Consider the following 23477-nt stretch of genomic DNA (forward strand, 5'->3'; position numbering starts at 1 on the left):
CCCCGGAGCGGCTCAGCTGGCCGGCGGGAAGGCGTCCACGCAGTAGACCTTCGAGGCGTCGGCGTTGGGCTGCCGGCCCGCGCAGGTGCCGCCGTACAGCTCGTAGGCCGAGCTCCGCGGCGACTCCCGGTAGAGGTCGTCGCAGGCGTCCATGTCGCCGTCGTAGCACTCCTCGGCGTACTCGTCGAGGTCCGGGTCGTCGCCCAGGCCCTCGGGCTCCGAGGCCGCCGCCGGGATCGAGGAGTCGCCGCTGCCGCCGTCCCCGCCGTCGTCCGAGCCCGACCCGACGAGCAGCGCGATCGCGAGCCCGGCGACGACGAGCGCAGCCAGGACCCCCGCCACGACGACGGCGACCGTGCTGGTCCGCCGAGGCGCCGCCGCACCCTGCCCCCAGGGCGGGGTGGGCCCACCCGGCCCCTGCGGCGGCTGCCCGTACGGCGGCTGTCCGTAGGGGGGCTGGCCGTACGGGGGCTGGCCGTACTGGGGCTGGCCGTAGGGCGGCTGCCACTCGGGGTACGGCCGGGCGGACGGGTCGGGCTGCGGCGGGCCGGCGGGGCGGTCGTCCCCCGCGCCGGAACCACCCGTGGGCGGGTAGGGCGGCTGGGACATCGGAACTCCTCGCTCGGGGCACGGGCTGCCGCCGGGGATGCTAGGGCCTCGCGGCTCCGATCCCGGCGTTGCCGTCGCCGCGTCCGGCTGTGCCGCGTGGGCTCACTACGCTGCGCCCGACAGCCACCACTGCGTCGGAAGTGCGGTGTCCATGGACAACGACATCCATCCCACCGCGGTCATCGAGGGCGACGTCCAGCTCGGGAACCGCAACACCATCGGTCCGTTCTGCCACTTGCGCGGCCCGCTCGTCATGGGCGACGACAACCTGCTCTCCTCGCACGTGTGCATCGGGCTGCCGGGCCAGGACACCCGCAACCCCCGGTACGACGACTCGACCAAGCGGGTCGTCATCGGCAGCCGCACCACGATCCGGGAGTTCGTCTCGGTGCAGAAGGCCTGCTACGAGGACGTGACCACCATCGGCGACGACGTGTTCCTGATGCAGAGCGTGCACGTGCCCCACGACGCGCACCTGGAGGACCAGGTCGTGCTCACGCCGATGGTCGCGCTGGCCGGCCTGGTCCGGGTGCTCCGGGGCGCCAACCTGGCGCTGGGGAGCGGCGTCGTCCAGGACGTCGTCGTGGGCCAGTACTCCATCGTGGCCGCCGGAGCCGTGGTCCGCCGCCACGTGCGACCGTTCACCCGGTCCATCCCCGGCAAGCCCGACAGCGTCAACCACTACGCCGTCGAGAAGTTCGGCTTCGCCGAGCACGCCGCCGACATCGCGGCGTACGTCCTCGAGGAACGCATGCCGGCCGAGGGTCCGGTGCGGGGCGTCGTCGAGCACTACGAGGCCACCGTCCGGGACCGGGAACGCTCCCGCGGACGCCGGGGCTGATCGCAGCCCGCGGCGGGGGTGTCTAGGGTCGCTGCCGAGCACTGTCCCCACCACCAACCGGGAGCGCACCGTGGCCACCGAGCCGGAGTACCGCGTCGAGCACGACTCCATGGGGGAGGTCCGCGTTCCCGCCTGGGCCAAGTGGCGGGCGCAGACCCAGCGCGCCGTCGAGAACTTCCCGATCTCCGGCACCCCGATCGAGCGCGAGCTCATCGCCGCGCTGGCCGCCATCAAGGGCGCGGCCGCCGCCGTCAACGCCGACCTCGGGGTCGTCGACCCCGCCGTCGCCGGGGCGATCGGCGAGGCCGCGGCCGCCGTGGCCCGGGGCGAGTGGGACGACCACTTCCCCATCGACGTCTTCCAGACCGGCTCGGGGACGTCGAGCAACATGAACACCAACGAGGTCATCGCGACCCTCGCGACGGAGTCGCTGGGCAGCCCCGTGCACCCGAACGACCACGTCAACGCCTCGCAGTCGTCCAACGACGTCTTCCCGTCGGCCATCCACATCGCCGCCACCCGGGCCATCGTCACGACCCTGATCCCGGCGTTGCAGCACCTCGAGGCCTCCCTGGAGCGCAAGGCCGAGGAGTTCGCGACGGTCGTCAAGAGCGGCCGCACGCACCTCATGGACGCCACCCCGGTGACGCTCGGGCAGGAGTTCGGCGGCTACGCGGCGGCCGTCCGCTACGGCGTCGAGCGGCTGCAGGCCTCCCTCCCCCGCATCGGCGAGCTGCCCCTGGGCGGCACCGCCGTCGGTACCGGCATCAACACCCCGCCCGGGTTCGCCGCGGCCATCATCGAGAAGCTGGCCCGCGAGCTGGACCTCCCGCTGACCGAGGCGCGGAACCACTTCGAGGCGCAGAGCTCCCGCGACGGCCTGGTCGAGGCCTCCGGCCAGCTCCGGACGATCGCCGTCGGACTGATCAAGATCGTCAACGACCTGCGGTGGATGGGCTCGGGCCCGCGCACCGGGCTGGGCGAGATCCAGCTGCCCGACCTCCAGCCCGGCAGCTCGATCATGCCCGGCAAGGTGAACCCGGTGATCCCCGAGGCGGTCATCCAGGTGGGCGCCCAGGTCATCGGCAACGACGCCGCGGTCACCTACGCCGGCACCACCGGTGTCTTCGAGCTCAACGTGACCCTGCCGCTCATGGCGCGCAACGTCCTGGAATCGATCCGCCTGCTGGCCAACGTCAGCCGGCTGCTGGCCGACCGCTGCGTCGACGGCATCGTGGCCGACGTCGACCAATGCCGGACCTACGCCGAGTCCTCCCCCTCGATCGTGACGCCGCTGAACAAGTACATCGGCTACGAGGAGGCCGCGGTCGTGGCCAAGCAGTCGCTCAAGGAGCAGAAGACCATCCGCCAGGTGGTGCTGGAGCGCGGCTACGTCGAGCAGGGCAAGCTCACCGAGCAGCAGCTCGACGAGGCCCTCGACGTGCTCTCCATGACCCACCCCTGACACCGGGCCGCCCCTCCCCTCCGGTCCGCCCCGGAGGGGACGGGCGGCCGGGTGGCGGTGGTTCGCCCGGACCCGTGGGCTGCCGATGAGGTCTGGGTGACTGCTCAGCCGACGGCCCAGGACGACCGCCGCTCCTCCGCACCCGGGCGCCGGGTGACCGACTGGACCCCGACTCCTGCGGGTGGGGGCGCCGGGTGCCGGATCGTCGATCTGCCGCGGATCACCGACCCGCGCGGCAACCTGACCTTCGTGGAGGGCGGCGGGCAGCTGCCCTTCGACATCGCCCGCGTCTACTACCTCTACGACGTGCCGGGCGGTGAGTCGCGCGGCGGCCACGCCCACCACGACCTCCAGCAGCTGATCATCGCGGCCGCCGGGAGTTTCGACGTGCTCGTCGACGACGGCTCGGGCACCGCGCGGTTCCACCTCAACCGCTCGTACTACGGCCTGATGGTGCCGAGGCTGACGTGGCGCGAGCTCGGGAACTTCTCGAGCGGCAGCGTCTGCCTGGTGCTCGCCTCCCAGCGGTACGAGGAGGACGACTACTACCGCAGCTACGACGACTTCGTCGCCGCGCGCCGGGCCGCCGAGGCAGCGGGCGAGATCCCCGCGCCGACGAGCAACCGGTGAGCGCGCCGACCCGCCGCCCGGTCCCCTTCCTGGACCTGGCGGCCGTGCACGCGGAGATGCAGCCGGAGATCGAGGACGCCGTGCTGCGCGTCGTGCGCAGCGGCCGGGTGCTGCTCGGTCCCGAGCTGGAGACCTTCGAGGACTCCTGGGCGCGCACGGTCGGCGCCCGCTTCGCCGTCGGTGTCGGCAACGGGCTCGACGCGCTGTCGCTCGGACTGCGGGCGCTGGGCGTCGGGCCCGGCGACGAGGTCCTGGTGCCCTCGCACACGTTCGTCGCCACCTGGCTGGCCGTCGCCCACGTCGGTGCCGTCCCGGTGCCGGTGGACGTCCGGTCCGCCTCCGCCGACTGGGACGAAGCGGCCCTCGTCGCCGCCGTCACGCCACGGACGCGCGCCGTCCTGCCGGTCCACCTCTACGGCCACCCGGTCGACCTCGACGTCGTCCTGCGGGTGGCGCGCGACCACGACCTGGTGGTCCTCGACGACGCCGCACAAGCCCACGGCGCCCGGCTCCGGGGACGGCCGGTCGGCGGCCTGACCCACGCGACCGCCTGGAGCTTCTACCCCGGGAAGAACCTGGGCGCCCTCGGCGACGGCGGGGCCGTGACGACGTCGGACCCGGAGACCGCCGAACGGCTGCGCCGGCTGCGGAACTACGGGTCGGTCGAGAAGTACCACCACGACGTCGTGGGCTGGAACAGCCGGCTCGACGAGGTGCAGGCGGCCGTCCTCTCGGTGAAGCTCCGCCGGCTCGACGAGCACAACGCCCGCCGCGAGGCGGTGGCCCGGCGCTACGACGAGGGGTTGCGGGGCCTGGACCTGGTCCTCCCGGAAAGCGCCGAGTGGGCGACCCCGGTCTGGCACCTGTACGTCGTCCGCAGCGAGCACCGGGACCGGCTGCGCGACCACCTGACGGCCGCGGGCGTGGAGACCGGCCTGCACTACCCCGTCCCCTGCCACCGTCAGGGCGCGTTCGCCGGCACGCCCCTCGCCGACGCGCACCTCCCCGTCGCCGACGCCCTCGCGCGCGAGGCGCTCAGCCTGCCCTTGGGCCCGGCCCTCGGCACGGACGACCAGGACGCCGTCATCGCCGCCCTGCAGTCCTTCCGCCCCTGATCCGCTCCGGTCGACACCACAGGAGACACGAACGTGCACCGCTTCCCTGCCGAGGCGCCCCGGGTGCTGGCCGCGCATCGACAGACCTACGACCGGCTCGTGGAGATCGTGCAGCGGTACGCCGTCGACGGCGACGTCGAGCGCGTCCTCCGGAGCGCGACCCTCGCCGCCGCCTACGGGTGGTGGGCTCCGATGGGGATGCTGGCCGACCCGCTGCTGGAGCGACTGGTGATCGACGCCGTGCGCGACGGGCAGCCGCCGGTCGTCGACCGGGCCCGCTCCACCGGACGCGTGCTGCACGTGCTGTCGGAGGCCTACGCGGTCGGCGGCCACACCCGGCTGGCCCGTCGCTGGATGTCCCGGGACGGCGGCCGGACCAGCGACGTCGCCCTGACCAACCAGTCCGTCGCCCTCCCCGCCGAGCTCACCGACGTGGTGCACACCTCCGGCGGACGGGTGCACCACCTCCGCAGCGATTCCCCCGACCTGCTCGCCCGGGCCGTCGCCCTGCGGGCCCTCTTCGACGACGTCGACGTCGTCGTGCTGCACGTGCACCCCTACGACGCCGTCGCACTGGCCGCGGTGCACCTGCCCGGACCGCGCCCGCCGGTGATCGTCGAGAACCACGCCGACCACGCGTTCTGGCTGGGCGTGGGCGCCGCCGACCTGGTCTGCGACTTCCGCGCCACGCAGCTGAGCACCGGGCTGCGCGGCATCGAGCCCGAGCGGCTCGCCGTGCTCCCCCTGCCCATCGACCCCCCGCTCGTGCACGGCGTGGCCGCCGAGCTGCGCGGCCGGCTGGGGATCGACCCCGACGCCGTCGTGGCGGTCTGCGTCGCGTCCGACGCCAAGGTGGCGCCGTCCTGGGGTCGGGGAATGGCCGCCCTGGTCGACCGGGCGCTGGGCTGGGCCCCGCGGCTCACCGTCGTGATGGTCGGCGTGCCGGCCGCCGGCGAGTGGGCCCGGGTGGCCGCGCGCCACCCGGGACGCCTGCTCGCCGTCGGGGGCGTGCCCGACCCGGACCCCTGGTACGAGCTGGCCGACATCTACCTGGAGTCCTATCCGAGCCGCGCCGGGACGTCGGTGCTGGAGGCCGCCGTCGCCGGCACGCCGGTGCTCACTCTCGAGGACCTGCCCGCCACCGAGCCGGCGCACATCTTCCAGGCTGACTCGCCCGGGCTGGTCGGGCTGCCCCGGGTCGGCCGACCCGAGCAGTACGTCACCGCGCTGCGCCGGCTCGTCGACGACGCCGACCTCCGGGACCGCGAGGGAGCACGCGCCCGGGCGGCGGTGCAGGCCGTGCACGCCGGCCCGGAGTGGGACGCCGCACTAGAACGGGTCTACCGGCAGGCGCGCAGCACGACCGCCGCCTCGGTCGAGGGGCGTCGCCGGGTCCGCGACGACGGCTACGGGGCGATGCTCCTCGCCTTCATGCACACGCACCGGCCGCTGTCCCCGCTGGCCGTCGACGCCGTCGCGGCGCCCCTCGGCGACCGCTACGACGAGGCCCTGCAGCTGGACGTCTTCGCCGCCCTGAACCGGGACGCCGAGGCGCCGCTGACCGTCCGCGTGGCCGGCGGCTGGGAGCGCGCCGACGACTGGATCTCGGACCTGCTGGTGCTCGCGGAGCAGCAACCACGACTCGCGGTCAGCCTGCCCTTCGTGCCGGGCGACGACCGCGCCGGCTCGGAGACCACGGCCATCCTGGTCCGGATCCTCGCGAGCATCGGGCAGACGCCGGAGAACTGCGGGACGATCGCCGTGGAGTCCGCCGTCCCCACCGACGCGCGGCTGGCACTGCCGGGCGAGCTGCCGTGCACGACCCAGGCGCTGGAGCGGCTCGCGCTCCTGCTCCGCTCGCCGCTGTGGACCCCTCCGCAGCCGATCCACGACGTGGATCCGGGGCCGGGGACCGGCCGCCCGGTGGAAACCGTCGCGGCGCTCGACTCCTCGTGCACCGAGGCGGCCGTTCGCAGTAGCGTGCCCTCTTGATGACTGAGACCGCGAGCACCTCAGACGTAGCCCTCCGCTACCCCGGGGGCGAACTGCCCCTGGCCGTCAAGCACGCGTCCGAGGGCGCCGACGGCCTCGACACGAGCAAGCTGCTGGCCACGACCGGCACGGTCGCGCTGGACATCGGGTTCGTGAACACCGCCGCCTGCACCTCGGCGATCACCTACATCGACGGTGACGCGGGGATCCTGCGCTACCGCGGGTACCCGATCGACCAGCTGGCGGGCAAGGCCAGCTTCCTGGAGGTCAGCTACCTGCTGATCTACGGGGAGCTGCCCACCGCCGACCAGCTCGCCGAGTTCGACCAGCGGATCCGGCGGCACACCCTGCTGCACGAGGACCTCAAGCAGTTCTTCAAGGGCTTCCCCCTGGACGCGCACCCGATGCCGGTGCTGTCGTCGGCGGTCAGCGCGCTGTCGACCTTCTACCAGGACAGCCTCGACCCCTTCCAGCAGGAGCAGGTCGAGCTGTCCACCGTGCGGCTGCTGGCCAAGCTGCCCACCATCGCGGCCTACGCCTACAAGAAGTCGGTCGGCCAGCCGTTCCTCTACCCGGACAACTCCCTGGGCCTGGTGGAGAACTTCCTGCGGATGACCTTCGGGTTCCCCGCGGAGCCCTACGACGCCGACCCGGAGCTCGTGAAGGCGCTGGACATGCTCTTCGTCCTGCACGCCGACCACGAGCAGAACTGCTCGACGTCGACCGTCCGGCTCGTCGGCTCCTCGCACGCCAACCTCTTCGCCTCCGTCTCGGCCGGGATCAACGCGCTGTTCGGCCCGCTGCACGGCGGGGCCAACCAGTCGGTGCTGGAGATGCTCGAGGCGATCAAGGCCGACGGCGGCGACATCCCGCGGTTCGTCGAGCGGGTCAAGAACAAGGAGCCCGGCGTCAAGCTGATGGGCTTCGGGCACCGGGTCTACAAGAACTACGACCCGCGCGCGGCCATCGTGAAGGCCACGGCCGACACCGTGCTGGACAAGCTGGGCGGCAGCAACGAGCTGCTGGACCTGGCCCGCCAGCTCGAGGAGATCGCGCTCAAGGACGACTACTTCGTCGAGCGCAAGCTCTACCCGAACGTCGACTTCTACACCGGGCTGATCTACCGGGCGATGGGCTTCCCGACCCGCATGTTCACCGTGCTGTTCGCCCTCGGCCGGCTGCCCGGCTGGATCGCCCAGTGGCGGGAGATGATCGCCGACCCCACCACCAAGATCGGCCGCCCGCGCCAGCTCTACATCGGGGAGACCGAGCGCGCCTTCGTGCCGCTCGACCGGCGCTGACGCAAGCCCCCCTCCGCGGACGAACGGGCCGGGCGGGCTCCCACCAGGGAGTTCCTGCCCGGCCCGATCGCTGTCCGGTCCCCGGTCCCCCTACGGTGAGGGCGTCCCGCACCCGCGGAGGATCCGTCTCCCCAGGAGGTCCGCCCATGGCCGAGCCGCCAGGCGACGACGTCCTCGTCGTACCACCCATCCCGCTGGCGAGCGGCACCCTGCTCGAGCCCGAGGACGACGGACCGCCCGTGCGCATCACCGGCGTCGAGGTCGTCGTGTCCACCGAGGACGGCGGGCAGCTGCGCATCCCCCTCGTGCACCGGCACGGCGCCTGGTGGGCTCCGTGACGGCGCGCATCGGCACTCATCCTTCCGGGCACCCTCGGCTCTTTCACCCTCACCCGGAGGGGTGAGAACCCCTCACCCCCCTCTCCGGCGCCTCCCCCGGCACGTCGATACGAGGTCTGAGCCCGACTGCATCCCCGCAGCGGGCCGGCCCTCGGGCCGACGAGACCGCCGGGAGACGCCGCAGTGCCCGCACCACGCACGCCCGTCCGTTCCGCGGCCCGTCCCACCCCCCGGCCCGTCGTCGACGCCCGCGAGGCCCAGGCCCTGCGCGAGGCCATCACCCTGCGCCAGCTGGCCGCCGCCCGGCCCGACCTCACCCCCGCCCAGCTCGCCGCCGCGCGGGCCGCCCTGGCCGCGAAGGCCGCTCCACGTCCGGCCGGCAAGCGTTCCCCCACCACGAAGCGCCCAGCGGCGAAGCGTCCCGCTGCGACGCGGTCCCGGACCGGTGCCGGGGCCACCGAGCGCACCGGCGCGCGCTGGTCCTCCCGCCTCGGCGTCGTCGCCCTCGGCACGCTGCTGGTGCCGGCCCTCGTCACCGTGGTGCTGCCCGGCGCGACCACCCCCTCGGGTGGGCCGCTGGACGTCACCGCCCTGGCCCTTACCGCCCGCAGCTCGCTGCTGGAGGCGGCCGACGGCTACCGCGCCCTTGAGCAGACCGCCGCGCACCGCCGCGACCAGCTGACCGAGGCGCGGGCCGCGGAGCAGGCCGCCCGCGACGCCGTCGACGACGTCCAGCAGGCCGTGGGCACGAGCGCGGCCGACCTCTACCGGGCCACCCCCGCCGCCCGGTACCCCGTGCCGACCCTCGACGCCCCCGGTGCCGGGGTCCTCGCGCAGGAGCTCGCCGCCGACGCCGACCAGGCGGTCGAGGCGACCGTGGTGCGTGCCGAGCGCACCGCCGCCACCCTCGCCGACGCGGAGGCCCGGGTCGACCGCGCCGAGGCCGTCGCCGCCGACGCCGACGCCGAGCTGGCCGCGGCCCTGGATCGGATGCGCGCCGAGGTCGACGACCTGAGCACCGAGGTCACCGGCCGGCTGGCCGCCCTGGGCACGATCCCGGCCGCGGGGCAGCAGCAGGAGCGCAACCAGCGCGCCGTCGCCCGCTGGCAGGGCTACCTGGCCGAGCTGACCGGCGCCGGTGTCGAGCTGCCGGCCGCCGCCGACCTCACCGACCCCGCCGACCTGCCCGAGGGCCTGTCCCCCGCGCTCGACGCCGACGGCCGTCCCGTGCCGGGCGTCGCCTGGGCCGTCGCGGGCAGCAGCCCGGTGACCGTGCTGCCGTCGGAGACCGTCGCCGCGGTCAGCAACGCGCTGTCCCAGCTCGGCAAGCCCTACGTCGCCGGCGCCGCCGGCCCCGAGACCTACGACTGCGGCGGCTTCACGGCGGCCTCCTGGCTGCTCGGCGGCTACGCGCTGCCCGCCACCCCCCAGCAGCAGTGGGCCACCGGTACCGCGGTGCCGCTGGACGGCCTGCAGATCGGTGACCTCGTCTTCTCCCCCGGCGGCCAGGACGTCGGCATGTACCTCGGCGACGGCGACGTGCTCGGCGCCTCCGCGGCGACCTACCAGGTCGGCATCCGCTCGGTGGCCGCCGGCTCCGCCGCCGTCCGCGTGCCCGTGGCCCCGACCGGCACCCCGAACGCGGCGCTGCCCGCGGGCGGCCCGACCGGCCCGTGCGGGGCACCCCTGGCGACGCCGGGAAGCGGCAGCCCGCGCTGGGGTGGCTGGGACAACGGCGAGATCCCGACCCAGGCGCTGTGCCAGCTGGGCGTCCACCGGCACGCCCTGCGCTGCGACGCCGCGGCCGGCTACGCCGCCATGGGCGAGGCCTACGAGGCCGAGTTCGGCACCGAGCTGTGCCTCACCGACTCCTACCGGTCGCTGGCCAGCCAGGTCGACGCCTTCTCCCGCAAGCCCGCGCTCGCCGCGGTGCCCGGCACCTCGAACCACGGGTGGGCCCTGGCGGTCGACCTGTGCGGGGGGATCCACCGGGGCGGGTCCGAGCAGTGGCGCTGGATGGCCGCCAACGCCGGCCGGTTCGGGTTCGTCCAGCCGGACTGGGCCTCCCCCGGTGGCGAGAAGCCCGAGCCGTGGCACTGGGAGTACGGCTACATCTCCTAGAGCCAGGGCAGGCCGGCGAGCCGTTCCCAGGGCAGGGTCACGCTGGCCTCGGAGGTCTCCCCAGCCAGCCGCGCCGCGACGCTGCGGCCGGCGCAGGCGACCGGCCGCTGCGGGGTGACCACCACGTGCAGGTCGTCGACCGGCAGGCCGGCGTCGGCGACGCGGGCGAGCAGCCGCGCGGGAGCCGCCAGCGCGGTGGTGGCGAGCACGGGCATCGAGGGGTGGGACCACAGCGCCACCGGTCCCTCGACGCGCAGCGCCAGCTGCACCTCGGCGGCCCGGGCGCTCGCGGCCGACCGGATCTCCTCCACCCGCCCGGGGGCGGTACCGGGCAGCGGGGTCCAGGCGGGGGTGAGCTCCTCGCGGCGGACGACGACCCGCCACCCGACGGCGGAGCGGGCAGGGTCGGCCCAGTCGAGCACGGCGATGCCGTCCGTGGTCGCGGCCGCATCGGTCACGGGACGGGAGGCGACCCACGCGCGCAGCGCGGCGGTCATCGCCTCGGGGGTCGGCGCGACGCCGGCCCCCGTCATGTCATCGGCCAGCTCGCCGAGGCCGACGCGCACGCTGCGCTCGTCCTCCTCCACGAGCAGGGCGGAGCCCGCGCCACTGCGCCGCACCAGTTCGACCCGCAGCTGAGGACCGGCCAGCACGGGCAGCACCACCTCGGCCACCTCGAGCAGGTCGGCGACGTCGATTGGCGTCGGGCGCAGGCGCTGCAGGAGACCGGCCGAACCGCGGCGTCCGAACGCGGTCACGCGCCGCCTCCGCTCAGCCGGGCCCGCAGGCCGTCGGGCAGCGGGCAGAGGGCGAGGACGGCGGTCAGCTCGGCGGCGCTGAGGCGCACCGGCAGCACGTCGGCGTCCCAGCCCGTCGCCAGGCGCACCCGCGCGGCCGAGGCCGGCCAGACGGCGTCCCGGGCGGCGGCGACGTGCAGCTCGGTGAGCACGTTCTGGAGGTGGATGTGCGCCACGGGGTGCACGGCCGGGTCACCGAGCGCGGAGCGCACCGCGGCGGCCAGCTGGACGCGCTCGGGCGAGGCGAGCCAGTGCGGGACGAGGACCTCCGAGCCCGTGTCGCCACTGGGCAGCACGCTCATCGGACGCCGTCCCGGGTGCTGCGGCCGGGCCCCGTCGCCGGCCGGCCCGCGGCTGCGGTGCGGCGGGTCCGGGGGCTCAGCGTCACGCCCTGGATATCGGCAGGCCCGCACCTCGATCGACCCGATCCGGGCCGATGAATTCACCGGATCCTCCCAGGACGCCGGACGCACGCGAGCGCGGGGAACGGCACCCCTCGTCGGCTGGTGGGAGGTGCCGTTCCCCGCGCTCGGCGGTTCGACCGGTGCGGCTACTCGGCGAGCTCGGCGAGCCGGCCCTTGAGCGCCCGCTCCACGCGGTCGGCGTAGACGTTCATGTTGCGCACCGACGTGTTGAGGTCCGAGGACAGCTGCGTCTTGGTCTGCCCGCCCCAGGTGGTCAGGTACCAGGTGGCCCAGCCGAGCACGTTGGGCTGGCCGGCCCGCTGGTCGCGACGCGCGTCGGGGTCCGGCGCGCAGGCCGCGGTCAGGGCGTGGGAGAGCAGCGTCTGCTCCGCCTCGCCCATGATCTCGTCGGGCGCCTCGCAGGAGTCGGGCAGCAGGATCTCGGTGCCGTCCGGACCGCCGTCGAGGGACTGCAGGTTGCGCAGCCCGTTGAGCGTCGCGACGGTCTGCGAGTTGCGCCGCAGCGTGGCCACGCTCTGCCCCATGAACGCCGCGAGTTCCTTCTCGCTCGGCCGGCGCTGGTGCTCGGCGATGAAGGTGGCGATCGCCTTCTGCTGCTTGTGCTCGGTGTCGGCGGCGGTGCGCCCGTGGGCGTTGCGGCCGAGGTCGTGCACCCACTTGGACAGCTGGGTGGCCAGGAAGGCGCCGAAGGGCACCGACTTGGTCTCGTCGAACTGGCCGACGGCCTTGAGCACCCACTCGTACACCTGCTGGCCCAGGTCGTCGGGGTCGGGCAGGTGCAGCCGGATCGTGCTCATGTTCCGCTGCAGGCGCTTGAGGCTGACCGGGCCGTAGTGCCGGCACAGGTCGGCCAGGAAGTCCGGCGGGAGGTCCTTCGGGGCACGCCGGCGGACGTCGGTCTCGGCCCGGAGGCCGACCGTCGTGCAGCCGCGGCCGGCGCACCACGCGCGCACCCAGTCGGCCAGCACCTGCGCCGAGCCGCGGGCGCCGTCCACCCGGTAGAGGCCGTCGCCCTGGTCGTAGGTGACGGTCACGCCGTCGGGCAGCTCGGCGCGGAACTCGTCGAGGGGCAGCTCGCGGTCGACGCGGAAGTGCACCCGGTCGCGGGCGGTGATGGGCGCGAGCGCCCAGCCCTCGGCCTCGGGGATGCCGCCGAAGACGAGCGGCTGCCGGGCGCGGGCGCGGGGATCGAGGGTGGACGAGGCGGAAGCGAAGATGTCGGACACCGGAACTCCTGGCACTACGGGGAAGGACAGACCTCGGGTGCGGAGGCCTGCGAAGCGGCTCGGAGGCGCCGTCAGGCGGGGATGCGCTCCCCCGGGCCCGCGGTGCGCGGGCTGGGGATGGCCGAGCCGGCGGAGGACACCGGCAGCGCCTCGACGACGTCGGCGACGGTGACGCCCGAGGCCGCGCGCTCGATGAGCACCGCGGCGGCGGCGCGCTCGGCACCGCTGGGCTCGGCGACGTACACCGGCATGTGGTCGTAGAGCGAGGTGAAGACCGCGCTCACGAACGCGTAGGCGGCCTGCGCCTGCGGCGAGAACTTGGCGACGCCGGTGCGCGGACCGAGGTCCACGCCGACGGTCACCCGGACGACGCGGTCGTCCTTGCTGAGGCCCGAGACCGCGAAGGCGACCTGGTCGTGCTCGGCGGCCAGCGATGCGAGCGCCGCGAGGCACTTGCGCGTGGCACCGCGCCGCGGGCGCAGCTGCACGTGGACGACCACGGACTCGTGCTCGCCGCCGTGGTCGACGCCGCCGTGCGCGTTGGATGCACTGTGTTGCATGGTGATCGCCCCCTGTCACTTGCTTGGGGAGAAATCTGCCTCATCCCCTCGGCAACCGAGGGCACAACACTCGCCGTGTCCTACGCACTTCTCCCGGAACACTTCGGCAGATGTTGCCTGTGTCGCGGCGCTCCGGACGGTCGAGAGGCGGCATTTGTCGACGTCTGCCGAACACCGCCCCTCGACACCATCGGGTCAGGCCTGCGCGTCCTGCACCTGGTCGGCCTCCGGCTCGGCGCTGACCGGCGCGAACGCCGCGAGCGCGCCGAGGCTGTCGGCGGTCACCTGCGCCGCGAGGGCGTTGGCCTCCGCGATCTGCCGGTAGACCTCCTCGCGGTGGATGGTCACCTCGCGAGGGGCCTTGAAGCCGAGCCGGACCGTGCCGCCGCGCACCTCGACGACGTGGACCTCGATGTCGTCGCCGATGCGGATGGTCTCGCCGACGCTGCGCGTGAGTGTGAGCACGTGTACCCCTCCATGGGTGTGTGGGTTGCCGTCCGTGGCGTGCCCGCGGGCGGGCACCGGGGAGCCGCGTGACGCAGCTCGGGGAAGTTATCGGCGCAGGCGCCGCCGAAGGGGAAGGTCCAGGTCCGATTGGACCACCTGGCGGGCGCAGTGCGTCGAGGGGGCGACGACCACAGGTGCCCGCAGGTTGGCCGTGGCCTCCGTCGGATCTCCGTCGGGCACGGTGACCAGGCAGAGCAGCTGCGCCTGGTCGACGTCGTCCAGACCGAGCTCCGCGCGCACGGCCGGCGGTACGACCGGGCAGTAGTCCGGGAAGAAGCGACGGGCCGACACCGCCAGGAACCGCGGGCCGTCGGGGGCGACGGACTGCAGCCAGAACAGCAGGCCGGCGGTGTCGCCGGGAACCAGGACGTAGTCCCGGTGCGCCGGGAAGCCGGGGATCGGCTCGGCGAAGTACAGCACCTGGACCGACGGCGCCGTCGTCGTCGGCGCAGCGGCCGGGGCGGTGAGGGCGGCCATCAGCGCAGGTAGTCCATGAGCGTGGGGCTGATCGACTTGGCCGTCGCCGACAGCGCCGCCTCGTAGGCGGTCTGCTGCATCGTCAGCCGCATCATCATGTTCGGCAGGTCGATGTCCTCGACCTGGCTCAGGCCCTCCTCCAGCGCGATGCTCTGGCCCATGGTGATCTCGGCCTCGCGGTCGATGCGGGCCGACCGAGCACCGACGTCGGCCACCGCCGACTTCATGTTGTTCATGATCACGTCGAGGTCGGCGAGGTCCTGCTCGAGCCCCACGGGGTCGGTCGTCAGGTTGCCCGTGATCCGCTCGACGAGCGCGAACAGGTCGGTCCCGGCGCCCTCGAAGGCCTCGGGGCCGCTGATGTCCACCCGTACGGAGTCGGTGCTCGACACCCGGCGCAGCATCTCGGTGCCCGGACCGGCCTGGCCTACGTAGGCGCCGGTGGTGGCGTCGTAGGCCTTGGGGCCGGCGGTGATCCCGCCGAACATCGGCCGGCCGGCGACGGTCGTGTTCGCCATGCCCAGCAGGCTCTCGCGCAGGGTGCCGGTCTCGGCAGCGAGTGCCTTGCGGGCGGTGTCGGACATGGCGCCGGTGTTGAGACCCTGCACCGTGAGATCCCGGACCCGGCGGGCGACGTTCAGCATCTGCTGCAGGGTCGAGTCGGTCTGGTTCAGCCAGGACTGACCGTCGGAGATGTTGCGCGCGTACTGCGCGTTCGCGTCCTGCTCCGCCCGCGTCTGCATGGCGCGGTTGGTGCCGGTCGGCGAGTCCGACGGGGCGGTGAGCTGCTTGCCGGAGGTGAGCTGCTCCTGGAGCCTGCTGAAGGTCTCCAGGTTCCGGTTGAGGCCCTGGAGGCTGGTGAGCGTGACGGCGCGCTGGGTGATCCGCATCGAGATCAGCGCCCCACGAGGCCGGTGCGGTTGATGAGCACGTCGAGCGCCTCGTCGATCGCGGTGATCATCCGGCCGGCAGCCGCGTAGGCGTGCTGGTAGGACAGCATGTTGGTGAGCTCCTCGTCGAGGTTCACGCCCGCCACGGACTCGCGGGCGGCGTCGACCGTGGTGGTGATGCTGTTCTGGATGTCGTAGTCGCGCTGGGACACCGCCGACTGGACGCCGAGTCCGACGATCATCTGCCGGTAGCCCTCGTCGATGCCGGCGGTCAGCGCCAGCTGCGCGATCCGGTCGGCGTTCGTGCGGTCCAGGTTCGCCGCGCCCGCGACACCGGAGGCCGCGATGCGGTCGGTGCTCGTGATCAGCACCGTGATGTTGGCGGCCGTGATCGGGCCGCCGTCCGAGCTGCCGAACACCGGCCCACCGGCTGCACCGGTGCGGTCGAAGCCGTCGGCGTGCGCGTCGTTGACGACCGTCGCCAGGTTCGAGGCGATCCCGTCGAGCTGGGTCCGGTAGGCCGGGATGATGGTGTTCATGGCGTTGAGCTGACCGCCCGCCGTGCCGCCGACGTTCACGTTGAGGTTCCCGATGGCGGTGACGATCTTCAACGGGTCCCCGCCGGTGTCGTCGGGGTCCCCCGTGCCGCTCATCGCGAGCTTCGCCGCCGACCCGCCCGACACCAGGGTGATCCCGCCGACGATGACGTCGAGCAGTCCGTCCTTGCCGTGCCGCACGGAGGCGCCCGCCTGGTCGGCCAGCTTCATGACCAGCAGGTCCCGCTGGTCGGCCAGGTCGTTGGCCGGCAGGTTGCCCTGCGTCGCGCGCTGGATCGCCACGTTGAGGTCGGCGATGTTCTGCGCCGCGGCGTTCACGTCGTCGACCAGGACGGCGAGGTTCTCGCGGGTCTGCTGCCACTGCCCGCTGAGCTGCTGCTGGCTGAAGTGCAGCCCTCCGGCCAGCGTCTCCAGGCGCTTGAGCACCTGGCCGCGCGCGGCGGGGTCGGCCGGGTTGTTGGCCACGTCCTGCCAGCCCCTCCACACCTCGGACAGCATCTTCTGCAGGCCGGTGGACCCGGGCTCGCGGAACGCCTGCTCGACCAGCTCGAAGGACTCGCTCTCGGCGGACAGCTGGGTGAGGTTCGCGTGCTCGGTGTGGCCGCGGCCCTCCAGGAAGATGTCGCGGATGCGCGCCACGTCGTCGGCGCTCACGCCCTGGCCGATGCCCGTGGTCGTCGAGAAGAACGCCGGCACGGCGCTGCCCCCGATGGCAGCGAGGTCGACCCGCTGGCGGGAGTAGCCCTCGGTGTTGACGTTGGCGATGTTCTGGCCGGTGACGTCGAGAGCGCGCCGGCTCGCCCAGAGCGCGGTGGTGGCGGCGTTCAGCCCGGAGAACGTGCTCACAGCGCCCCGTCCAGGGTGACGGCGCGGGAGCTGCCGGTGGAGTGGCGGCCGGTGGCCCCGTAGGTGCCGGCCGAGGGGGTCCGCACCTGGAGCAGCGCCTCCCCGATGGCGGACAGGCCGCCCTCGATCAGCTCGCGGTTGGCGTCGGAGAGGCTGCGCAGCTCGGTGACCAGCACCAGCAGCGTCTCGTGGTGCTTGGCGAAGAGGTCGTTCCACGGCGCGGGGGCGGCCTCGGCCACCTGCCGCAGCGACGGGTCGGCCGGGAGGCCCAGCCGCTGGGCGAGGCCCTCGGTCGCGGCGGCGCGCTCGACCTCCAGCGTGCGCAGCTGGTCGAGGACCACCTCGATCTCGTGCGCGATCCGCTGCAGCCAGCGGGTCTTGCCGGTGAGGATCAGGTACTGCTTCTCCTCGGCCTTGAACAGCAGGAGGTCCAGGAGTTCCTGCTCCCGCCACAGCAACGTCGACAGGTGCTGGTAGTCCACGAGTCCACCGCCTCTCCGTCTCTGGTGCCGGGCGCCGCTGCGGTCGGCCCGCGCGGCGCTCCCTCGTCGGAGGTGGCTTCGGCACCGTTCCGCGGCCCCTCAAGCCGAAGTGCGCAGCGACGTGCTCAAGTCGAGACCGAAAGTTGCCGATGAGCGGTGCCACCCCGGCCCGGGCCAGCCGAGAAGAGAGGCGTGAGCCCAGCCCGTACCTTCGCGACCGAGCGCCCTCAGCGCGAGCGGATCCCGGTCGAGCGCCCCGTCGCCGGACGCATCCCGCACCCGTCGAAGTCCGCTGAGCGGGTGCGGACCCAGGCGGACGTGGACGCCCTGGTCACCGAGCACCTGCCGCTGGCCGCCTTCGCGGTGAACGCCGTCGCGGCCCGCATCTCGCTGCCCGCCCACGTCAGTCGGGACGACCTGCTCTCCTGCGCCCACGTGGCACTGGTCGAGGTGGCGCGGCGGTTCGACCCGTCGGCCGGCGCCTCGTTCGCCACCTACGCCCTGGCGCGGCTGCAGGGCGCCGTCCTCGACGAGCTGCGCTCGGGTGACTGGGCGAGCCGCTCGGTGCGCGCCGCGGCCCGCCGCACCGACGCGGCCGCGGACGCCCTGACCATCTCGCTGGGCCGTCCGCCGACCCGGGAGGAGCTGGCCGCAGCACTCGGGGTGCCCCGCAGCGAGCTGGACAGCCTCCAGGTGGACGTGCACCGCGCGGTCATGGTGAGCATCGACGCCGAGACCGGGACCGAGGGCGGCTCCCTGGACCTGCCCGACACCGGCGAGTCGCCGGAGCGCGCGCTGCTGCGCACCGAGCGCGCCCGCCACCTGCACGAGGCGATCCGCGCCCTGCCCGACCGCCTGGACGAGGTCATCGAGCGCAATTTCTTCGGTGATGAATCCCTGACCGACATCGCGGAGAGCCTCGGCGTCACCCTCTCCCGGGTCTCGCAGATGCGTGCCCGGGCCCTGACCCTGCTGCACGCCGCCATGGGCGAGATCTGGGAGGGCATGCCGGTCGCCGCGGCCGGCGGGGTGCGCGCCCGCAACCAGCAGCGCAGCTACCTGGACCGGCTGACCGGCCGCGCCGCGCCGTCGGTCCCCGCCGCGCGCAACCCGTGGTCGGCCGCCTCGCGCGCGGCGCGCCCCGCCTGACGCACCCCACAGCCCGGAGGAACGACCCGTGAAGATCCTGATGATGAACGCGGGCCACATCGGCCCGGACTACTACCGCGTGACCGAGCCGGCGCGGGCGGTGCTCGAGGCGGACCTCGGTGTCGAGATCGCCATCAGCAAGGGCCTGGCGACGACGATGCGCACTCCGCCCGGCGGCGGGGACCCGGTCGTCACCGACGTGGACCCGCAGGGCGCCGACGTCGTCGTGCTCCAGCTCCCGAAGACCGCGGAGATGCTGCAGTGCATCCGCGTCCTGCAGGCGATGGGGGTCGCGGTCGTCGTGGAGATGGACGACCTGCTCTCCGCCGTCCCGTACGGGAACATGGCGTACAACAGCATGGTCCGCAAGGGCATGGCCCGGATGGCGCTGCAGTGCGCCCGCGAGGCCGACCTGGTGACGACGACGACGCCCGCGCTCGTGGAGGAGTACGCACCGCGCGAAGGGGGCGTCGTCGTCCCCAACGCCATCCCGCGGCGGATCGCCGAGCTGCCGCCGGCCTACGAGCGCACGCCCGACGTCGCCACCATCGGCTGGGCCGGCACCGTGCTGGGCCACCCCTACGACCTGCAGGAGATGGGCTCGGGCCTGCAGCAGGCCCTGGACAACACCCGGGGCCGCAGCCGGTTCGTGATCCTCGGCCAGAAGGCGGACGCGGCCGAGCGGATGCGCCTGACCGAAGACCCGGCCGAGCTGCCCTGGATTCACGACGTCGACGGCTACACCACCGCGGTCGGCGAGGTGTTCGACATCGGGGTCGCACCGCTGCGCATCGACCGGTTCAACACCTGCAAGAGCTGGCTGAAGAACCTGGAGTACGCCGCGCGCGGGGTCTACTGCGTCCGCTCCCCCAGCGCCGAGTACGAGCGCCTGGGACTCGGCCGGCGCGCCAAGGCCCCGAAGGACTGGGCGAAGGCGCTGACCACCGCGGTCCAGGACCCCGAGCTGCGGCGGGAGCAGGCCGCCCGCGACCGCGCCGTCGTCCTCGAGCAGCACCTGACCGAGCACACCGCCCCGCAGTGGGTGGCCGCCTGGGAGCAGGCCGTGGACAACCGCGCCCGGGCCCAGCGGAAGGGCGCCTGAGCACCCCGACGACCCTCCCGGGTGAATCGGACGGAAAAGCCTCCCGTTCGCCTCAAGCTCCCCCGGCCCCCGACCGAAGTTCTCACTGCAAGGCCCGCAGCACGGATGCAGCGGGATTCCAGTAAGCCCCGATTCCACGGAGGAACACCATGGGCATGAGCGTCAACACCAACGTTGCGGCACTGAACTCGTACCGCAACCTCTCGGTGACCAACGACCAGATGGGCAAGTCGCTGGAGCGACTCTCCTCCGGCTTCCGCATCAACCGCGCTGCTGACGACGCCGCGGGCCTGGCCATCTCCGAGGGCCTCCGCTCGCAGATCGGCGGCATGAAGCAGGCCGTCCGCAACACCCAGGACGGCATCTCGGTCGTGCAGACGGCTGAGGGCGCGCTGAGCACCAGCACCTCCATCCTGCAGCGCATGCGCGACCTGTCGGTCCAGGCCTCCAACTCGGGCAGCCTGAACGACAGCGCGAAGGCGAACATCCAGAAGGAGGTCAGCCAGCTCAAGGAGGAGCTGACCCGCATCTCGACGACCACGAACTTCAACGGCACGAAGCTGCTCGACGGCTCGTACTCCGGTGTGTTCCAGGTCGGTGCCGACGCGGGCCAGTCGATCTCGGTCTCCATCGGCTCCACCGGCAAGGGCATGGACGCGGCGGGCCTCGGGGTCGCCGGCGTCGACGTCAGCGCCAACGGCCTGTACACGAACGCCAGCGGTGGCGCCGGCTCGGTCGTGACCACCAACGCCACCAGCGGCGCTGCGGCCACCCTCGTGTTCAACCAGGACACGGCGTCCGGCACGGACAGCTTCGTGAACGCCACCAGCGTCAAGGCCTTCACCGAGCTCACCGGCACGATCAGCTTCGGTGGGAAGACGTTCGACCTGTCGACCGTCGACTACAGCGGCATCACCGACTCCACGGGTGCCAGCGGCGCCCTGGCGAAGCTGAACAGCGCGGCCGCGGCCACCTTCGGGCTGGCCTCGAACGCGACTCCCTTCGGGGCGACCGCCACCGCGCTGACCTTCACCACGCCCGCCAACATCGCCGGCTACACCGACGGCGGCGGCGCGCTCAGCGGTTCGGCCGCCGACATCGCCAAGGCCACGCCGGTCTTCTCGGCGGGGTCGGGTGCCACCCAGGCCATCAAGGACATCGACGCCGCCCTCCAGACGGTGTCGAGCATCCGCGCCGACCTGGGTGCCAAGCAGAACCGGTTCGAGCACACGATCAACAACCTCAACGTCGCGGTGGAGAACACCACGGCGTCGGAGTCGCGGATCCGTGACACGGACATGGCCCAGGAGATGACCAACTTCACCCGGACCCAGATCCTGACCCAGGCCGGCACGGCCATGCTGTCCCAGGCCAACCAGGCATCGCAGGGCATCCTGCGTCTGCTGGGCTGATCTGATCCAGCACGACTGAGCACCACCCGGTGAGGGGGGAGGCCCCGGCCTCCCCCCTCACTGCTCGTCTCGACCAGCCCGCCGGACCACCCGGCGGCTCCACTCCCGGAGGTTCCCCATGGCAGGCATGAGCATCAGCGGCCTGGTCTCCGGGCTGGACACCACCACCCTCATCTCCCAGCTCATGCAGCTGGAGCGGGCACCGCAGAACCAGCTCAAGACGAAGCTCTCCGACACCAAGGCCGACGCGTCGGCCTACCGCACGGTGAACAGCGTGTTCACGACGCTGCAGACGGCGGCCGAGAAGCTCACCAAGGCGGCCACCTGGTCGCCGGTCAAGGCCACCAGCTCCGTCGGCACCGTCTCCGTGGCGGCCACGGACGCCGCGACGATCGGCAGCTCCGTCGCCTTCAGCGTGACGTCCCTGGCCAGCACGCACGCGCTGGTCACCGAGAGCCAGTGGTCCTCCCGCACCGCCGTCCCCCAGTACGCCGACCCGGGCGCGCCGATCACGTTCACGAAGACCGACGGCACCGTCATCGGGACCGTCCCCGTGACCGCGGGCGCCACCCTCGACGAGACGGTCAAGGCCGTCAACGACGCCAAGCTCGGCATCCAGGCCTCGGTGATCCAGCTGGCCGACGGCGCGTTCCGCATGCAGCTCACCTCCGCCTCGACCGGTGCGGCGTCCGAGTTCGTCGTCGAGAACGGCCCGGAGGTCGACGCCGCGACGCCGGCCGGTCAGCTCGTGCTGGCCCAGGGCACGGACGCGACGCTCGACCTCGGCGCCGGCCTGGTGGCCAGTTCGAGCTCGAACACCTTCACCGACCTGCTCCCCGGCACCACGATCACGGTGTCGAAGGCCGACCCGTCGACCAGCGTCACGGTGGGTGTCGCCAGCGACCCCTCGGCCCTGACCAGCGCGATCCAGTCCCTGGTGACCGCGGCCAACTCCGCCATCACGAACATCAACACCTACTCCGACAACAGCGTCGGCAGCACCGCCGTGCTGCGCGGCGACAGCTCGCTGCGCGCCCTGGCCGGGCAGATCGCCGACGCCGTCGCCTTCGCCGTGGGCGAGGACGGGTCGGCCGCCGTCGCCGGCCTCCAGCTCACCAAGGACGGGAAGCTCACCTTCGACTCCGCGGCCTTCGCCGCCCAGCTCAAGGCCGACCCCGAGAAGACCCGGCGGCTGCTCGACGGCTCCGGCACCGACGGCACCGCCGTCGGCGGGGTGGCGCAGCGGCTGCTCGCCGTCGCCAAGTCCGCGACCGACGCCACCACCGGCTCGCTGGTGTCCCTGGCCAACGGCAAGGACAGCCAGGCGACCGAGCTGCAGAAGCGGATCGACGACTGGGACCTCCGGCTCGAGCTGCGCCAGCAGACCCTCACCCGGCAGTTCACCGCGATGGAATCGGCGCTCGGGACGCTGCAGAACCAGTCCAGCTGGCTGAGCTCCCAGCTCGGCTCCCTCCCGACCTGGTCGTCGTAGCTCCGATGACCCACCCGCGCCGGCCCCGCCGGCGCACCGGCGTCGACCTCCCCGTCGCCGTCCCCGCACACCTCACGAGGAGTCCTCCGCATGAGTGCCGCCGCCCTGCGTGCCCGATACATGGGCGACACGGTCGCCACCGCCTCCCCGCAGCAGCTGCTCGTCATGCTGTACGACCGCCTCGCGCTCGACCTGGAGCGCGCGGACACGGCGCTGGGTGCGGGCGACCGGGACGAGGCGCGCGTCCAGCTGCAGCACGCGCAGGAGATCGTCTTCGAGCTCCGCAGCAGCCTGCGGGTCGACCTGTGGGAGGGCGGGCCGCGGCTCGACGCGCTCTACGGCTGGCTCATCGGCGAGCTGGTGCAGGCCAACATCAAGGGTGACCGCAACCGGGTCTCCTCCTGCCAGAAGGTGGTCGAGCCCCTGCGCGACGCATGGCGAGCGGCGGCGGCGTCCCTGGCCGGCGCCCCGTCATGACCGGCCTGAGCCCGGTCGGCGGCTCCGCCACCGCGGGGTTCGGCCACAGCCCCTACGCTCCCCCGGACCCGCGTGGTCCGGCCGGCGAGGGACGGGACCGGCGCGGCGCGGCGCGCACCTGGCACCAGGCGCTCGACGAGCTCGAGGGCGACGTGCTGGACGCGCAGGAGCTCCTGGCCCGCGACCGCGCCGAGGAGATCGCGAACTGGGGCCGCCGCTCGGAGGACTGGATCCCCCCGCAGGACCTCGGCCCGGTCCCGCCCGACCTGCGCGAGCGCGCCCTCCGGCTGCTCCAGCACCAGCTCGCCGTCGCCGAGCAGCTGAGCGAGCGGATCATCCAGTCGCAGCGGCAGCGCGACGTCGCCGCCCGCATGTCCTACGCGCCGTCCCGGCCGGTCGCCTCCTACATCGACCGCGGCCTCTAGCGCCCACTCCCCTACCTGCCCGACCCGCCCCGCCGCCGGCCCCGCCGGCGGCGGGGTTCTGCTTTTCCGCGGAAAAGCAGCCCGCTTTTCCGCGGATGATCAGCCCGCTTTTCCGGCTCTTCTTACTTGAGGTGGGGGCTGGTCAGTCCGCCGGCGATCAGGAGCATGCGTAGGCGGTAGTTGTCGCGGTTGCGGAAGCCGCGGGCGATGCGGCGGTGGAGCTCGATGAGGCCGTTTACGG

At 73.4% G+C, this 23477-nt stretch carries 24 protein-coding genes; 14 read left to right on the plus strand and 10 right to left on the minus strand.

The features are described from left to right. Positions 1 to 12 precede the first annotated feature (12 nt). Positions 13 to 609 (minus strand): hypothetical protein, encoded by a 597-nt coding sequence (locus DQ239_RS12850; RefSeq protein ID WP_113834794.1) that lies wholly within the window; start codon positions 607 to 609, stop codon positions 13 to 15. A 151-nt stretch (positions 610 to 760) separates the two neighbouring features. On the opposite strand from DQ239_RS12850, the gene DQ239_RS12855 reads away from it, so the two are divergent. The 8 genes from DQ239_RS12855 to DQ239_RS21305 all read left to right on the plus strand — a co-directional run bounded on the left by DQ239_RS12855 (position 761) and on the right by DQ239_RS21305 (position 10412). Next, the gene (locus tag DQ239_RS12855; RefSeq protein WP_158544830.1) at positions 761 to 1450 is read left to right on the plus strand and encodes a hypothetical protein; all 690 of its coding nucleotides are present in this window, start codon (positions 761 to 763) and stop codon (positions 1448 to 1450) included. A 70-nt stretch (positions 1451 to 1520) separates the two neighbouring features. Then, a complete protein-coding gene (locus DQ239_RS12860; RefSeq protein ID WP_113834796.1) occupies positions 1521 to 2915 on the plus strand; it encodes a class II fumarate hydratase in 1395 nt (464 codons plus the stop codon). Positions 2916 to 3011: 96 nt separating this feature from the next. Then, the gene (locus DQ239_RS12865; RefSeq protein ID WP_233489149.1) at positions 3012 to 3545 is read left to right on the plus strand and encodes an FdtA/QdtA family cupin domain-containing protein; all 534 of its coding nucleotides are present in this window, start codon (positions 3012 to 3014) and stop codon (positions 3543 to 3545) included. Then, a complete protein-coding gene (locus DQ239_RS12870; RefSeq protein WP_304543149.1) occupies positions 3542 to 4660 on the plus strand; it encodes a DegT/DnrJ/EryC1/StrS family aminotransferase in 1119 nt (372 codons plus the stop codon). The genes DQ239_RS12865 and DQ239_RS12870 overlap by 4 nt, the downstream gene beginning before the upstream one ends. A 33-nt stretch (positions 4661 to 4693) precedes the next feature. Continuing rightward, entirely contained in the window at positions 4694 to 6652 is a 1959-nt protein-coding gene (locus DQ239_RS12875) for a hypothetical protein (RefSeq protein ID WP_113834798.1), read from the plus strand. Continuing rightward, positions 6652 to 7953: a citrate synthase gene (locus tag DQ239_RS12880; protein ID WP_113834799.1), complete on the plus strand. Its 1302-nt coding sequence runs from the start codon at positions 6652 to 6654 to the stop codon at positions 7951 to 7953. Before DQ239_RS12875 ends, DQ239_RS12880 begins: the two co-directional genes overlap by 1 nt. 146 nt (positions 7954 to 8099) lie before the next feature. After that, positions 8100 to 8291: a hypothetical protein gene (locus tag DQ239_RS12885; RefSeq protein WP_113834800.1), complete on the plus strand. Its 192-nt coding sequence runs from the start codon at positions 8100 to 8102 to the stop codon at positions 8289 to 8291. A 183-nt stretch (positions 8292 to 8474) separates the two neighbouring features. After that, positions 8475 to 10412 (plus strand): NlpC/P60 family protein, encoded by a 1938-nt coding sequence (locus DQ239_RS21305; protein WP_304543155.1) that lies wholly within the window; start codon positions 8475 to 8477, stop codon positions 10410 to 10412. Here the strand turns inward: DQ239_RS21305 and DQ239_RS12895 are convergent. The 9 genes from DQ239_RS12895 to DQ239_RS12935 all read right to left on the minus strand — a co-directional run bounded on the left by DQ239_RS12895 (position 10409) and on the right by DQ239_RS12935 (position 17179). Continuing rightward, positions 10409 to 11170: a hypothetical protein gene (locus tag DQ239_RS12895; RefSeq protein ID WP_113834801.1), complete on the minus strand. Its 762-nt coding sequence runs from the start codon at positions 11168 to 11170 to the stop codon at positions 10409 to 10411. The genes DQ239_RS21305 and DQ239_RS12895 overlap by 4 nt on opposite strands. Further along, positions 11167 to 11511 (minus strand): hypothetical protein, encoded by a 345-nt coding sequence (locus DQ239_RS12900; RefSeq protein WP_113834802.1) that lies wholly within the window; start codon positions 11509 to 11511, stop codon positions 11167 to 11169. Before DQ239_RS12900 ends, DQ239_RS12895 begins: the two co-directional genes overlap by 4 nt. 248 nt (positions 11512 to 11759) lie before the next feature. Further along, positions 11760 to 12860 (minus strand): flagellar biosynthesis protein FliA, encoded by a 1101-nt coding sequence (locus DQ239_RS12905; RefSeq protein ID WP_233489150.1) that lies wholly within the window; start codon positions 12858 to 12860, stop codon positions 11760 to 11762. Between the two features lie 71 nt (positions 12861 to 12931). Continuing rightward, a complete protein-coding gene (locus DQ239_RS12910; RefSeq protein ID WP_113834803.1) occupies positions 12932 to 13420 on the minus strand; it encodes a hypothetical protein in 489 nt (162 codons plus the stop codon). Positions 13421 to 13615: 195 nt separating this feature from the next. Continuing rightward, positions 13616 to 13885: a carbon storage regulator CsrA gene (csrA, locus tag DQ239_RS21180; RefSeq protein ID WP_113834804.1), complete on the minus strand. Its 270-nt coding sequence runs from the start codon at positions 13883 to 13885 to the stop codon at positions 13616 to 13618. Positions 13886 to 13972: 87 nt separating this feature from the next. Beyond that, entirely contained in the window at positions 13973 to 14404 is a 432-nt protein-coding gene (locus DQ239_RS12920) for a flagellar assembly protein FliW (RefSeq protein WP_113834805.1), read from the minus strand. After that, positions 14404 to 15294: a flagellar hook-associated protein FlgL gene (gene flgL / locus DQ239_RS12925; RefSeq protein WP_113834806.1), complete on the minus strand. Its 891-nt coding sequence runs from the start codon at positions 15292 to 15294 to the stop codon at positions 14404 to 14406. The genes DQ239_RS12920 and flgL overlap by 1 nt, the downstream gene beginning before the upstream one ends. 5 nt (positions 15295 to 15299) lie before the next feature. Next, the gene (gene flgK, locus DQ239_RS12930; RefSeq protein ID WP_113834807.1) at positions 15300 to 16697 is read right to left on the minus strand and encodes a flagellar hook-associated protein FlgK; all 1398 of its coding nucleotides are present in this window, start codon (positions 16695 to 16697) and stop codon (positions 15300 to 15302) included. Further along, positions 16694 to 17179 carry a flagellar protein FlgN gene (locus tag DQ239_RS12935; protein ID WP_113834808.1) on the minus strand — a complete coding sequence of 162 codons (486 nt, stop codon included), beginning with the start codon at positions 17177 to 17179 and terminating at the stop codon, positions 16694 to 16696. Before DQ239_RS12935 ends, flgK begins: the two co-directional genes overlap by 4 nt. A 192-nt stretch (positions 17180 to 17371) precedes the next feature. Between DQ239_RS12935 and DQ239_RS12940 the strand changes: the two genes are divergently transcribed. The 6 genes from DQ239_RS12940 to DQ239_RS12965 all read left to right on the plus strand — a co-directional run bounded on the left by DQ239_RS12940 (position 17372) and on the right by DQ239_RS12965 (position 23236). Then, positions 17372 to 18328 carry a sigma-70 family RNA polymerase sigma factor gene (locus DQ239_RS12940; RefSeq protein WP_113834809.1) on the plus strand — a complete coding sequence of 319 codons (957 nt, stop codon included), beginning with the start codon at positions 17372 to 17374 and terminating at the stop codon, positions 18326 to 18328. A gap of 28 nt (positions 18329 to 18356) precedes the next feature. Continuing rightward, on the plus strand, positions 18357 to 19430 hold the full coding sequence (locus DQ239_RS12945) for a glycosyltransferase (RefSeq protein WP_233489152.1): 1074 nt from the start codon (positions 18357 to 18359) through the stop codon (positions 19428 to 19430). A gap of 155 nt (positions 19431 to 19585) precedes the next feature. Next, positions 19586 to 20842, plus strand: a complete 1257-nt coding sequence (locus DQ239_RS21310; RefSeq protein ID WP_158544831.1) for a flagellin — start codon at positions 19586 to 19588, stop codon at positions 20840 to 20842. Between the two features lie 127 nt (positions 20843 to 20969). Then, the gene (gene fliD, locus DQ239_RS12955; protein ID WP_158544832.1) at positions 20970 to 22334 is read left to right on the plus strand and encodes a flagellar filament capping protein FliD; all 1365 of its coding nucleotides are present in this window, start codon (positions 20970 to 20972) and stop codon (positions 22332 to 22334) included. Positions 22335 to 22424: 90 nt separating this feature from the next. Further along, entirely contained in the window at positions 22425 to 22811 is a 387-nt protein-coding gene (gene fliS / locus DQ239_RS12960) for a flagellar export chaperone FliS (RefSeq protein WP_113834812.1), read from the plus strand. After that, positions 22808 to 23236: a hypothetical protein gene (locus tag DQ239_RS12965; RefSeq protein ID WP_113834848.1), complete on the plus strand. Its 429-nt coding sequence runs from the start codon at positions 22808 to 22810 to the stop codon at positions 23234 to 23236. Before fliS ends, DQ239_RS12965 begins: the two co-directional genes overlap by 4 nt. Positions 23237 to 23477: the final 241 nt, after the last annotated feature.

The sequence above is a fragment of the Blastococcus sp. TF02-09 genome (genome assembly GCF_003319105.1).
Taxonomy (GTDB): domain Bacteria; phylum Actinomycetota; class Actinomycetes; order Mycobacteriales; family Geodermatophilaceae; genus Blastococcus.